Source organism: Draconibacterium sp. IB214405 (assembly GCF_033963885.1).
Lineage (GTDB): Bacteria > Bacteroidota > Bacteroidia > Bacteroidales > Prolixibacteraceae > Draconibacterium.
Map to the genome: position 1 here is coordinate 1156877 of NZ_JAXBMA010000004.1, position 13199 is coordinate 1170075.

Below are 13199 nucleotides of genomic sequence, written 5' to 3' on the forward strand. Positions count from 1 at the left end.
GCTATTTTTTACGTTTTGAAGCTCAAATTTTTACGATTTGAGATATCAGTTTACACTTTGCAGCGTTTTTCTATCTTTGCCACTAATTCAGGAAAGGAATAAAATAGTAATTATGACACCTGAAATACAACTCAAATTTTAGAATGAAAACAGCCACATTTAAAGGATACCTGTTGGCGTTGGTTGCCACCATTGCTTTCTCAAATGTTTATATTTTTAGTAAAGCGGCCTTAAACGAAGTGCATTTAACACAGTTTGGTATTTACTGGTGTGGTTTTGGTGCGCTGTTTAGTTTTCTTTTTGCACTGAAAAACAAAAAACTTGGCCAGCTAAAATTGCTGGACAAAAAACAACGCCGTATACTTATTTTATTGGGTATTCTTGAAATCCTTACGACCACCACTTTTTTTATTTCTATCAATATTATTCCCGATCCGGCTATCACTTCGTTTATCGGAAACCTATTCCCCGTTATGGTTACAGTAGGTGGTATTGTTTTGCTGAAAGAGAAATTCGGATGGATAGAGATTGTTGGCGCTTCGTTGGCACTTTTAGGAACTTTTGTTATCAGCTACACGGGAGGCACCAGTCTGAAAACACTTTTTATTGCCGGAACCGGCGTTGTAGTTATTAATGCCATTTTTGCCACAACGGCAACACTTATCGTTAAAGTACATGTTAAAGACATCAGTCCCGAGTTGTTTAATCTTAACCGTTATACCTGGTTATTTGCCTTTTCGCTGATCGCATTTTTTATATACAGCCCTGCCGCGAGTATCCCGTCAAAAGCTTTTGCCAATATTTCAATTGGCGCGTTTCTAGAGTTTATTGCCATTTTAACGGTGTATTATTCTTACCAATACATCGATGCATCGCGCTCAGCAATTGTACAAACCCTTAAAGGCATTTTTGTGTTAATTGGCGCTTATCTTGTTTTTCATACCTTCCCGGTATTCTATCAATTTATCGGAGGAATGATTACTGTAATCGGCGTATTAGTTATGACCCTGGCTCAAGCCGGTATCTTCAAAAAATTACGATAATCCGCCAAACTGTCTTTTCAGTTAAAAAACTATATTTTTAGTTTATTTCAATTTTATTTAACAAAATTTTATAATTATTTTTTGTTTCTTTCGTTAAAATTTAGCCAAGGCACAATTTTTGTTAAACAGAACTAAACAATTATTCAACCGGAAACAAAAACGAAAACCATGAAACAAAGTCCTCAAAATTCAACTTAATCGGCGTGTCCCCACTCACGTTACTACTGCTACCATTGAAAACTAAAAACATACTAAAATGAAGAAAAAAAGCTGGCTGTTTGCCGCCATGGCAGTTATTCTACTGTCCGTGGTCATCATTATTTTTTCAGGTTCGAAAAGCGACACCACACAACTTACAACCAAAGTTCAGAAAGGCCCTTTTGAAGTATTAGTGTACTCCAGCGGGCAGCTCGAATCGGAAAATTCCGATCATGTTTATGTGCCCGAGAAAATGAAAGATCGCCAAACCCGAATTTCAAACTTAACCATTACCGACATTGTAGAAGAAGGTACTTATGTTGATTCGGGAGATTACGTTGCCACACTCGATCATCAGGCGGTTCAGGAACAACTAAAAGATGCCCAGGACGAACTGGAGAAAACCTTTTCCGAATTTAACGACAGCAAAATCGATTCAAACCTTACACTCAGCAACGAGCGCGATCTGATTATCAACGCAGAGTTAGATGTGGAAGAACGAAAAATTGCAGTTGACGAATCGGTTTACGAATCGCCTTCGGAACAAAAAAAGGTTCGGATGGATTACGATAAGGCAGTACGCAAACTCGAACAATCGAAACAAGCTTACGCTTTAAAAACCCAGCAGGAAATCAACAAAGTAAACCGTAAATTTATTACCTATAAACAGGTAAAAGAACGTGTTGATGCACTGGAGGAATTAATGGATCAGTTGATCGTATATTCACCAAAAGCAGGTATTATCTCATATCACCAATACGAGTGGGGAGGAACGGTAGAAACCGGTTCGCGTGTATCGCAGTGGAGCCCTATTATTGCCACTTTCCCGAACATGGATAACCTGGTTACCAAAACATTTATTAACGAAATTGACATTGCACTTATAAAACCCGGTCAGAAAGTTCGGATCGGTATTGATGCTTTCCCCGATAAAACATTAACCGGCGAAGTGGCAACTGTAGCCAACATGGGGCAGCTTATGCCCAAAAGCGATGCCAAGGTTTTTGAGGTTAAAATTAAGGTTGACGGTTCCGATCCGGCACTGAAACCTGCAATGACGACCAGTAACACGATACAAGCCAATTACCTGGAAGATGCTACTTATGTGCCGATAGAAGCCGTATTCAGTAACGACAGTCTTTCTTACGTTTACCTCACCGATTCGCAAACCAAACAAATTGTAGAAACCGGTGAAGCCAACGAAAATTACTTTGTAATAAAACAAGGATTGGAAGAAGGCCAGGAAATTCAGTTACTGGAGCCTATGGATGCCAACGACTACAAACTTTCGGGTTTTGAAATTTATGCCGAGATTAAACGTAAAGCTGCAGAGCAAAAGGCAAAAGAAGAAGCCGAGAGAGCAAAACGGAAACAGGAAACTCCACAACCTGAGCTACCTAACGGAATGACACTTCCTCCGGGTGTTGTAATTACTGGTGTTGCCGGCTAACCTCCAAAACTAAACACGATGTTTATAAAAAGATATTTACACGATATTTTGATTGCGGTTGAAGCAATTATTGCTAACCGCTTGAAATCGATACTTACCGCACTCGGTATCATCTTTGGCGTTGCTGCGGTAATTAGCATGATGGCCATTGGAAACGGTGCCGAGCAGGAAATTCTGGAACAGATAAAACTGGTTGGGGTAAACAACATTGTAATTACACCAAGTACTTATTCGTTATCCGACGGCAGCGGAGAAAGTAGTGGCAATGGTCAGCCCACCGCTAAAAAATTCTCCAAAGGACTAACGCTTTTAGATGTTGAAGCGATCAAAAAAATAGTTCCCACTGTTGAACGGATAACACCGGTAATTTCGTTCAACTATTCAGCGCTATTAAACGGAATAAGCAAACCGGTTGTGCTTGAAGGTATCGACAACCACTACTTCGAGCTTTTTAACATGCAACTGGCCGACGGAGAACGTTTTAACAGTATGCAAACCGAAAAGGGATTACCCGTTTGTGTAATTGGGAACAACATTAAAGAACTGTTTTTCAGACAACAAAATCCGGTTGGACAGTACATAAAATGTGGGCAGATCTGGTTAAAAATTATTGGCGTAGTTGAGCGTCGTGATTTTACCGCTTCAGCTTCCGACGAACTGGGAATAAGCAGCTCCGACAATAAAATTTTCATACCGGTACAAACCATGTTACTCCGTTTTAAGAACCGTTCGCTTATTCGGGCCGACGAGGTTTTAAACGCCAACAAAGGAAATGGCGGCGACGGGATGGTTGTTATTTATGGTGGTCCCGAACAAACTGAAGAACCGGTTGACACCGACGACAATCTTAATCAGCTTGATAAAATTATTGTTCAGATAAGCGAAACAGAACAACTAAGCAGTTCGGCCACACTAATAAAACGTATGTTACTACGCCGACACTCCGATCTTTACGACTTTGAGGTTACAATCCCGGAATTGTTGCTAAAACAGCAGCAAAAAACAAAAAAAATATTCAACATCGTTTTAGGTGTTATTGCCGGCATTTCGCTGGTTGTTGGCGGAATCGGAATCATGAATATTATGCTGGCATCGGTGTTGGAACGTATTCGCGAAATTGGTGTCCGTCAGGCACTGGGAGCGAAACAAAAAGACATTATTGCCCAGTTTTTATCCGAATCAACATTAATCAGTTTAACCGGAGGAATTATAGGAATTATTCTGGGCGTTGTACTCTCAAAAATCATCACCGCCATGTTCGATATTAAAACCATCGTTTCAGCCTTTAGCATTTTTATTGCTTTTGGTGTATCGGTTGGTGTTGGAATTATTTTTGGTTATCTGCCTGCCAAGCGCGCGGCTGCCAACGATCCTGTAGTATCTCTTCGTTCATAAAAAACCTGAAAACAAACAAAAATGAAAAACATAATTCTGTCATTTATATTAATGCTAAGCCTTGCCGGATTTACCGCGGCGCAGGAAGAACTGGTATTAACCCTGCCCGAAGTAATCGATATTGCCTCAGAACAATCGATTGATGCTTTCCGAAATAAAAACATGTACCTGGCCAGTTACTGGGAGCACCGCTTCTACAAAGCCGATCGTTTACCGAACATTTCACTAAGCGCCAATCCGGCCGATTTTAACCGTTTTAGCAATAGCGTTTACAACTTCGAAACCAACGAAGATGAATTCCGTTTGCGCGAATATTTTAACTCCGAAGTTTCCGTTTCGGCGGTGCAAAAAGTTGCGTTAACCGGTGGACAAGTGTTCTTGCGTTCGGAGCTTGGAATGATTAAAAACCTTAGCGGCGATAAAAATACTTCATTTAATGCTACGCCTATAAGTGTTGGGTTTTCGCAGGAACTAAACGGTTACAACAGCCTGAAATGGCAATCGAAAATCGAGCCTTTAAAATTCGAGAAGGCCAAAAAAGAGTTTATTCAAGACACGGAAAATCTGCGTGTAACATCCACCTCGCGTTTTTTCGGTTTAATAAATGCTCAAATTCAGAAAAACATTGCTGAAATGAATTACGCCAACGCCGACACACTCTATAAAATTGGCAAAGGACGTTTTCAGGTGGGAACCGTTACCCAGGATGAATTACTGGAACTGGAACTCCGATTGTTGAACAGCGAGCAGGCATTAAACATTGCTCAACTTGGTGAGAAAAGAGCACAGGCAGTACTTAACTCTTTCCTTGGACTTCCGAAAGAAACAATCATAAAATGTGTTGTTCCCAACGAAATTCCGGAATTGCAGATTAATCCCGACGAAGCAATTAACGAAGCAATTAAAAACAATCCTGAGATTCTTAGTCATCAGCAACAAAAGCTGGAACAGGACGAAAATGTTGCCATTGCCAAATCGGAACGGGGGCTGAACACCACACTTTACGCCATGTACGGATTAAATAAAAGCGCCGAAAATTTTGACAACGTTTATTCCGAACCCGACAAAAGCCAGATTTTCAGCCTGGGATTAAACATCCCTATTGTTGACTGGGGACGCGGAAAAGGTCGTTACTCGATGGCTAAATCAAACCGCGAAGTTGCCCTGGCCACAATTGAGCAGGAGCGCATCGACTTTGAACAGGACATTTTCCAAAGTGTATTGGAATTTAACCTTCAAGCCGGGCAGGTATTCACCGCAGCCAAAGCCGACACCGTAGCAAAAATGGGCTACAATGTTACTTTCCAGCGATTTCTTATTGGTAAAATCGATGTTACCCGTTTAAATATTGCCAGCAACGACCAGGAAACCGCACGCATGTCGTACCTCTCGCAACTGCGCGACTACTGGACTGCCTACTACCGCTTACGCAGCCTCACGCTTTATGATTTTGAGAAAAAGCGACCGCTTGAAGCCGATTACGACAAACTTTTAGAAAACTAGTTATGGCCGTAAAAAGAAAACATATACTAATTACTGCAGTTGTACTTTGCATTATTGCAATTGCCGCTTTTGCAGGATCGATGTCAACCACCAAATCGGAGAAGGTTTTTGTGGTTGAAAAAGGGCCTTTTGAAGCAACTCTAAACTGTAAAGGAGAAATTAACGGGTTAGTTGCAACACCAATTCCAATGCCTAAAATTCTTGGGGACAGAGACCTGAGGATTTGGCAGCTAAAAATTCTAAATCTTGCACAGGATGGAAAATACGTAAAAAAAGGCGACTTTATTATACAACTCGACGCCAGTCAGATTATTTCGGGCATGAGAGAGGTACAGCAAAGTCTGGAAACTGAAGAAGCCGATTTAAAAAATGCACGGATTGATAGTACCGTAACATTAACAGGGCTTCGGGAGGACATAAAAAATGCAAAACTCGATTTGGAGTATAATAAAATCGACCTGGAGCAGTCTATTTACGAATCGGCAGCCTACCAGCGCAAGGCGCAAATGACGTATAAAAAAGCCGAAAATACCATCGCTAAAAAACAACGTGATTACCTGCTCGAGCAAAATAAGCTAAAAATGAAAGTGTCCCGCTCGGAAGAACAGGTAAAACGAAGTCAGGATAAAATAGCAAAATTCCAGCAAGCCATGCAAGCTGCACGCGTTACCGCTCCTGAAGACGGGATTGTAATTTTTGGAGAAAACTGGGACGGGACAAAATACAGCAAAGATGGCACTATTTCTACCTGGTCGAGCGGACCTCCAATTGCCACATTGCCCGACATGTCGGAGGTAATATCGGAAACCTACGTAAAGGAAATCGATATCTCTAAAATTAATGTGGACGATGATGTTCGGGTGACCTTTGATGCATTGGAGGAAGTTACCATAAACGGCAAAATAAAATCGATTGCCCGTGTTGGAGAAGATCATAAAGACTTCGACATGAAAGTTTTTAAGGTGCTTATTCATTTGGATGAAACCAACGATGGATTAAAACCGGCAATGTCGAGCAATAACAATATTATAATAGCGCAGGAAACCGATGCACTTTTTGTTCCTTTAAAAGCAGTTTTTAAAGAAGGCGGCAACAGTTTTGTGTACCTTAAAACAGGTACCGGACCACAAAAAACGTCAGTTACCACGGGAGTTGAAAATGAGGAGTTCATTTTAGTAAAAAAAGGATTGGAAGAAGGCGACAAAGTTTTGCTTCAACTGCCGGCGGAAGTTATTTAGAAACAAATAGCACTAAATAAATTTGTGAAACGGGCTGAATTATCAGCTCGTTTTTTCTTTAAATTCGCGCCATGCAGTTTAACGAAAATCCAAATATTTATCTTTTTAATCCCACATGCGAATATGCAGTAGCCAATGGAAATTCCACCTGGCACCCCAATAAAATACTGCAAAAAATGGAAGCCGACCTGGCCACGCTCCCATTGTTCTTTGCAGAAGAAAACGACATTGTAATTGTTCCGGAACTACCGGGTACTGAATTTACTGATCGTCTGAAAAATATTGGAATTACTGCTCCCCTATTTAAAACAGAAAAAGAACTGCGAGCCAATCCTCCCGCTCAAATCAATAAATTATGCCCGTGGGGATGGAGTCCGGCAGTACATAAACGTTTGGAATCGTTAAAGCCAAATTGTTCCCCCGAATTTAAAGCTTCGCGGGTGTACAACTGGCACCCCGAATACCGCGATCTTTACACCAAAAAGTTTGCTTTACAACTGCTTACTAATGTCATTGAAAAATATCCGTCGGAATATTTTATTGAAGACGACGAGGTTAGTGAAGTTTGTAAAACCCGTGACCATATAGAAGAGCTACTGGCAAAGTGGGACAAACTTATGGTGAAAGCTCCGTGGAGCAGTTCGGGGCGCGGATTACAACCCATTACCAAACAACCCATTCACCCCAAAGTGTGGGATAAATTACTCGGAATTGTTAAGGAACAAGGTTATGCCATTGTGGAAGCTTTTCAAAATAAAGAGCTCGATTTGGCTTTTCAGTTTGAGTTGCGAAACGGAAAGGTAAACTACCTCGGAAGAAGTAACTTCTCGGCCGATAAAAAAGGTCAATACCTTGGTAACAGTTTAAATGGACTACCGGATGAATTGGACGACGACGTAAAAGATTTTGCAGAAACGATAACGGAACACGTCATTCCTGCACTGACTACAGAAATTGGGAAAAGCGAGCTGGCAAAAAACTACGAGGGCTATTTTGGTGTCGACACATTAATTTTCAGGGATAAAAACGGGACATTAAAAGTAAATCCTTGTCTCGAGATTAATGTACGTTACAACATGGGCCTGCTTTCGTTGTACCTCGAAAAATTAATTGCACCACATAGTAAAGGCCGGTTCCGCACCTACTATAATCCGAAAAAAAGTTTTTACGATTTCTGCCAGGAAATGTCTATCGAGCACCCTTTGGTTTTGGAAGAACAAAAAATTGCTTCCGGTTTTTTCCCGGTCACTGCTTTTTCACCCGGCACCGAATTCGGCGCCTATCTGTTGGTTTAACAGTTGCATCTTGATTTTAGCTGCATTTTTTATAACTTTAGATAAACTAAGCAGCAATGGAGAACCAGGAAAAACGACTCACCAAAAAAGGAAAACTTTCAAAAAAATTCTATGAGGATGAACTGAACCGGCTTCAGATTGAATTGGTTCGTTTGCAGGAATGGGTAAAATTTAAAGGATTAAAAGTGGTGGTGATCTTCGAAGGCCGCGATGCTGCCGGAAAAGGCGGAACCATTAAGCGAATCATTCAAACGCTAAATCCCCGAATTTGCCGGGTTGTGGCTCTGGGAACACCTACCGAACGCGAAAAAACGCAATGGTATTTTCAGCGTTATGCACCTCATCTGCCGGCTGCCGGCGAAATGGTATTCTTCGACCGGAGCTGGTACAACAGGGCCGGAGTAGAAAAAGTTATGGGCTTTTGTACCAACGACGAATACTGGGAATTTCTTCGATCGTGCCCGAATTTCGAACGTATGCTGATCCGCTCAGGAATAATTCTTATAAAATACTGGTTTTCGGTTAGTCAGGATGAGCAGGAAAAACGATTCCGTGCGAGGATTAATGAACCGACGAAACGCTGGAAATTGAGTCCAATGGACATAAAATCGATGGAAAAATTTGAAGATTATTCAAAAGCCAAGGATGAAATGTTTGCTTACACTGATACAAAGATCAGTCCATGGTATATGGTTGATGCCGACGATAAAAAACGGGCCAGGTTAAATTGTATTCATCATCTGCTGTCTTCTATTCCGTACAAAGAACTTGAGCAGGAACCAATTCAGCTTCCTGAGCGCCAAGAGAAAAAAGGTTATGTACGACCTCCGCTGGAGGAAATGACATATATTCCGGAAGTGTACTAAACTTCCTTCTCAAAAAAACAAAAACAAAGGGGAGCAATGCTCCCCTTTCCATTTTCTTGTCCATCACTCTCTAGTTTTCCCTTGTCCTGGTCATGTCGAACAAGTGCCTTGCTTGCTCTCCAAGGAATCCAGAGAATAATTTCTCTTCTCCGTTTTCAATCACTAAACCTCTTTCTGCCAGCTCGTAATATGCATATGTCCATGGCATTTTTTCTATTCCATCTTCACCTTTAACTTCTACCTCTTCTTTTACAGCCAGTGTTGCCGACTGTTGCAATTTACCTCCCTTTTCTCCTTCCAAAGCCTCTTTCATCGGAATTCCGGCTTCTGATAAACCGGCACAGGTTGTTTCCAAATCGGGCCATTCAGGTACATTCTGATAATTAATAAAAGCAGTGAAATGGTTTACAGCATTACCATGCAGCAATACCCAGGCTGCATATTGCGACACGTCATTTATTTTTAAAATATCATCTTTCCGTGGTGTTTTCCATGGTCGGCGGAAGTACTGCGCCAAATCCTCCACCAGCGATTCGCCGGCAAGTCGAGGCAATTCACCTTTTTCTTTCAATGTTGCCAGTAACTCAATACTCCTGTCGGACAATAAATAAGGTGTGTCTTTAACTGCCGACTTCATAATTTGTTGCGCCCATTCCGGAAAATTGTCCACTTCGAGCTGGCTTACAAATATTTTTGGCATCATCGGATCGGGATGTACAAAATGTACAGCCTTCAACTTTTTCTTTTTGAATTCGTATTTTTCTGCCGGAGTATAATCAAGACAAGTTAAAATATGCCGAATGGCCTTAATCCCCTCAGGTTGTTCGCCGGTGTGTGTATTTAAGGTTCTAAAAGCAATATGATCATTCACTACGCTCCCACCTTTTTCGATAACCAGCCGCTGATATTCCCGAGCATACGAAACACGCTCGAGATACTTTGCCCACAACCGGGCGAGCAAGGCTTCAGTAATTTCTTTAGTAGTAACCTTCATCGTGTAGCTTTTCTGTTTTAAACATAAAAAGCACACCTTTTGTTACTAAAAAACAGATGTTTAAGAATATAGGATAATTGAGAAAAAACTATACGGACATTTGATGCTGTTTGGTATTCGTCATAAATGCGAGAACATCTTCTTTGGTAAACGGACTGGTAGCTCCTAATTTGGTAGTATTTAGCGCCCCAACAGCATTCCCAAACCGGAGGGCGTCTTTTACAGATTCCCCATTCAGGTAATAATGCAGAAAACCTGCGGCAAATGCCATTCCCGATCCAACGTTGTCTTTTACAACAAGATCGTAGCCGGGCTCAAAAAAGAATCCTTCACCGCTATGAAGTGCCAATACGCCTGTGCGCCCCCGAGTTACCAAAACAATATCGATTTTATATTTCTCCGACAGCAACTGGGCAAAATCTTCAACGCTGGTGTATTCTATTTCAAGTTTTTCGGCCAGAAAGTCGATTTCCTTATCTTTTATTCGAACCACATTGGCAGCTTTTAACAAACGCGTTACCACTTTTCTGCTAAAAAAATGTTCGAATAATTTCAGATCGAAAAAATGAACCGAGTCCGGCGACTCTTTAAGCAACTCGCGAAGTGTGTTTTTAGATAAACCAAAACGTTGTGGCAACAGACCAAAAACCAGACAGTCTGCTTTTCGTACCAGTTTTAAGGCTTCGGCCGAAAACTCAATATGATCGAAAGCAACATCGGAAGCTACATGGTAAACCGCTTCGTCGTTCTCGTTAAAATTCACCTCAACTGTTCCTGTTTTAAAAACCGGATCAACCTGAACATTTCTATCCGAAATGCCAAGTTTCTTTAGCTCTTCCAGCGCCTCGTTCCCTAATTCATCGTCGCCAACGCGCGAAAGTAAATAACCTTTTTCTCCCAATGAATTGCACCGAAAAACAAAATTGGAAGGAGTTCCTCCCAATACCTTATCATTTGGTAAAATATCCCAAACGACCTCTCCGAATGCGACTATTCTTTTGGTCATAGATTTACTTTAGCATGCAAATGTAAAAATTAATAAAAAGCTAACAAAGGGCAGCAAGCCACTCTTTTTCACCATAATAATTACGGAATTATAAATCACTGATAATGAACTAATTTTCAAAGTGTTTTTTTTACACTTTAAAACAAATTTATTCAATTTGCGTTTTGTGATTAAATGAATTATCTGGCACATATCTATTTATCGGGCGAATCGGAAAAGCAGCTGGTTGGCAATTTTATTGGCGATTATATAAAAGGGAATAAGTACCTGCAATACGACGAGGAGATTGCAAAGGGTATTTTATTGCACCGGCAAATTGATTCGTTTACCGATGCACACTCATTACATAAAGAAGCAAAATTGTATTTTCGTAGTGACTTTGGACTTTATTCCGGTATTGTAGTTGATCTGATTTATGATCATTTTCTGGCCAAAAACTGGGATAGTTACTCTACAGTTCGCTTACCGGCTTTTGCGAAACGGGTACATGCTATTTTGTTAAGCAACTTTACTGTATTACCACGACGTGTGCAGGGCTTTTTGCCATTTCTTATTCAAAACAAACGGCTGCTTTCCTATGCATCAATCGATGGAATAATTCAGTCGTTAAAAATAATGGGTAACTACTCGAGCTTGCCACAAAAGTCGGAAGTTGCAAGAAGCATTTTAATTGAAAACTATGCGGAAATTGAAGCCAACTTTACAGCCTTTTTTGCCGACCTAAGTGATTTTGTTATTGAAGACCAAAAAGTGCCCATTAGAAAACCCGATCTGACGACCGGGTTCTGATATTATAGCTACTATTTTAAGCCAATAATTCAAGAAAGGCTTGTTCGTAAAAGAACTTCGAGTCGCCGAAAGCAGGTTCCAGGTCATCGAGCCAAATGGCGTCCGGATCGTATTTGGCAAAAAACGGGCGACCTACCCAACTCGGGTCTCTTCCCTGTAAGAAATTTAATACAAATACTTTTTCGCCGGCGACTTCGCTTACTCCAACAATTTGAACTTTCCCAGGGTTACACGACATGCTTGGCCCTTTAACGGTTCGGCAAACACCGCTCACCTGGTTATAGGCACTTCTGAAAATCTGCCAGGCCCGGTTAAGTGTCACCGCAAAATAATCTTGTGCACCTGTATTTCGCGCAATAAACATGTAGTAAGGAATTATCCCAAGTTTTACCTGTTCCTTCCAGTTTTCGGCCCAAACCGAGCTGTTGTCGTTTATATTATGCAGCAAAGGCGATTGCGACCGAATCTGTACACCAACGCTCAACAATCGGGTTACAGCCTTTTGAACAGCCTCTGTTTTTAACTCGCCCGGGTGATTAAAATGAGCCATTAACGCGATGTTGATTCCGCTTTTTTTCACTCGCTCAAACAGTCGCATCAGGTCATCAGCATCTTCGTCGGTAGTATAACGATAAGGCCAGTACGCCAACGATTTTGTACCTATTCGGATATTCCTAAGATTTGGAAGATCTGCTTCGATCAGGGCATCGAAATAAGCCTCAAAAAACTTGGTTTTCATCACTGCCGGATCACCGCCGGTAAACAGCACATCGGTTACATGAGGATTTACCTTGAGGTATTCAACCAGTGTGTCTGCCTCTTTCATGGCAAACTTAAAATCGTTTAAAGCAAATTGCGGCCAGCGAAAACAAAAGGTACAATAGGCATGGCAGGTTTGCCCCTGCGTAGGAAAGAACAACATGGTTTCGCGGTATTTGTGTTGAATACCACTAAGTTTTTTCCCGTTAAAAACCGGAACATTGCTCTCCTGCCCTGCAGGATTTGGGTTCAGTTTTAACCGGATTTTGGTAACTTCTTCCTGAATAACCTTTCTGGGAGCCTTGTTTTTAAGAAGCGAAGCTACTTTATTAAAACTGGCTTCGTCGAGCATTTCTTTTTGAGGGAAGTTTAGAATATAAAACGGATCACGTTCAAAATTATTCCAGTCGATTAACTCATCAACAACGTAATTATCAGTTTTAAATGGCAATACCGTACCAACAACCTCTATTTCCAGTTTCTGCGTTTCCGACAAAAACTCCATCTGCGGTATTTCCCTAAAGTTATGAAGAGAATATGGTCTATAATTCATCTCATTAAAATTTTTTAATGGGATTGTATGCATATCGATCTGCAAAATTGAACGCACAATTCTAAGTATTCGCTACTCGAATAAATCAGTGGTTCTTCCTCCCATAGGAT

General features: G+C 41.1%; 11 protein-coding genes. 8 read left to right on the top strand and 3 right to left on the bottom strand.

Annotated features, from left to right (window positions below; all coding sequences use genetic code 11):
- Positions 1-143: 143 nt before the first annotated feature.
- From SLH46_RS17350 to ppk2, 7 genes are all read left to right on the top strand, one after another.
- Positions 144-1043: a DMT family transporter gene (locus SLH46_RS17350; protein ID WP_320282477.1), complete on the top strand. Its 900-nt coding sequence runs from the start codon at positions 144-146 to the stop codon at positions 1041-1043.
- Between the two features lie 256 nt (positions 1044-1299).
- A complete protein-coding gene (locus SLH46_RS17355; protein WP_320282478.1) occupies positions 1300-2691 on the top strand; it encodes an efflux RND transporter periplasmic adaptor subunit in 1392 nt (463 codons plus the stop codon).
- An 18-nt stretch (positions 2692-2709) separates the two neighbouring features.
- Complete coding sequence (locus SLH46_RS17360) at positions 2710-4086, top strand: ABC transporter permease (RefSeq protein WP_320282479.1); 1377 nt, start codon at positions 2710-2712, stop codon at positions 4084-4086.
- A 21-nt stretch (positions 4087-4107) separates the two neighbouring features.
- Positions 4108-5589: a TolC family protein gene (locus tag SLH46_RS17365; RefSeq protein WP_320282480.1), complete on the top strand. Its 1482-nt coding sequence runs from the start codon at positions 4108-4110 to the stop codon at positions 5587-5589.
- A 2-nt stretch (positions 5590-5591) separates the two neighbouring features.
- Positions 5592-6827, top strand: coding sequence for an efflux RND transporter periplasmic adaptor subunit (locus SLH46_RS17370; protein ID WP_320282481.1), 1236 nt, complete (start codon positions 5592-5594; stop codon positions 6825-6827).
- Between the two features lie 71 nt (positions 6828-6898).
- Complete coding sequence (locus SLH46_RS17375; protein ID WP_320282482.1) at positions 6899-8122, top strand: hypothetical protein; 1224 nt, start codon at positions 6899-6901, stop codon at positions 8120-8122.
- Between the two features lie 56 nt (positions 8123-8178).
- On the top strand, positions 8179-8988 hold the full coding sequence (gene ppk2 / locus SLH46_RS17380; protein WP_320282483.1) for a polyphosphate kinase 2: 810 nt from the start codon (positions 8179-8181) through the stop codon (positions 8986-8988).
- A 70-nt stretch (positions 8989-9058) separates the two neighbouring features.
- On the opposite strand, the gene SLH46_RS17385 is transcribed toward ppk2, so the two are convergent.
- A complete protein-coding gene (locus SLH46_RS17385) occupies positions 9059-9982 on the bottom strand; it encodes a DUF1338 domain-containing protein (protein WP_320282484.1) in 924 nt (307 codons plus the stop codon).
- An 88-nt stretch (positions 9983-10070) separates the two neighbouring features.
- Complete coding sequence (locus SLH46_RS17390; protein WP_320282485.1) at positions 10071-10988, bottom strand: carbohydrate kinase family protein; 918 nt, start codon at positions 10986-10988, stop codon at positions 10071-10073.
- Between the two features lie 174 nt (positions 10989-11162).
- Here SLH46_RS17390 and SLH46_RS17395 point away from each other — a divergent pair, with 174 nt between their 5' ends.
- Positions 11163-11777, top strand: coding sequence for an acyl carrier protein phosphodiesterase (locus SLH46_RS17395; protein WP_320282486.1), 615 nt, complete (start codon positions 11163-11165; stop codon positions 11775-11777).
- A gap of 16 nt (positions 11778-11793) precedes the next feature.
- On the opposite strand, the gene SLH46_RS17400 is transcribed toward SLH46_RS17395, so the two are convergent.
- Positions 11794-13089, bottom strand: coding sequence for a KamA family radical SAM protein (locus SLH46_RS17400; RefSeq protein ID WP_320282487.1), 1296 nt, complete (start codon positions 13087-13089; stop codon positions 11794-11796).
- Positions 13090-13199: the final 110 nt, after the last annotated feature.

Bases quoted from the DNA above. Each gene is read 5' to 3' on its own strand.
- SLH46_RS17350 (WP_320282477.1), top strand. From the start codon at position 144: ATGAAAACAGCCACATTTAAAGGATACCTGTTGGCGTTGGTTGCCACC.
- SLH46_RS17355 (WP_320282478.1), top strand. From the start codon at position 1,300: ATGAAGAAAAAAAGCTGGCTGTTTGCCGCCATGGCAGTTATTCTACTG.
- SLH46_RS17360 (WP_320282479.1), top strand. From the start codon at position 2,710: ATGTTTATAAAAAGATATTTACACGATATTTTGATTGCGGTTGAAGCA.
- SLH46_RS17365 (WP_320282480.1), top strand. From the start codon at position 4,108: ATGAAAAACATAATTCTGTCATTTATATTAATGCTAAGCCTTGCCGGA.
- SLH46_RS17370 (WP_320282481.1), top strand. From the start codon at position 5,592: ATGGCCGTAAAAAGAAAACATATACTAATTACTGCAGTTGTACTTTGC.
- SLH46_RS17375 (WP_320282482.1), top strand. From the start codon at position 6,899: ATGCAGTTTAACGAAAATCCAAATATTTATCTTTTTAATCCCACATGC.
- ppk2 (WP_320282483.1), top strand. From the start codon at position 8,179: ATGGAGAACCAGGAAAAACGACTCACCAAAAAAGGAAAACTTTCAAAA.
- SLH46_RS17385 (WP_320282484.1), bottom strand. From the start codon at position 9,982: ATGAAGGTTACTACTAAAGAAATTACTGAAGCCTTGCTCGCCCGGTTG.
- SLH46_RS17390 (WP_320282485.1), bottom strand. From the start codon at position 10,988: ATGACCAAAAGAATAGTCGCATTCGGAGAGGTCGTTTGGGATATTTTA.
- SLH46_RS17395 (WP_320282486.1), top strand. From the start codon at position 11,163: ATGAATTATCTGGCACATATCTATTTATCGGGCGAATCGGAAAAGCAG.
- SLH46_RS17400 (WP_320282487.1), bottom strand. From the start codon at position 13,089: ATGAATTATAGACCATATTCTCTTCATAACTTTAGGGAAATACCGCAG.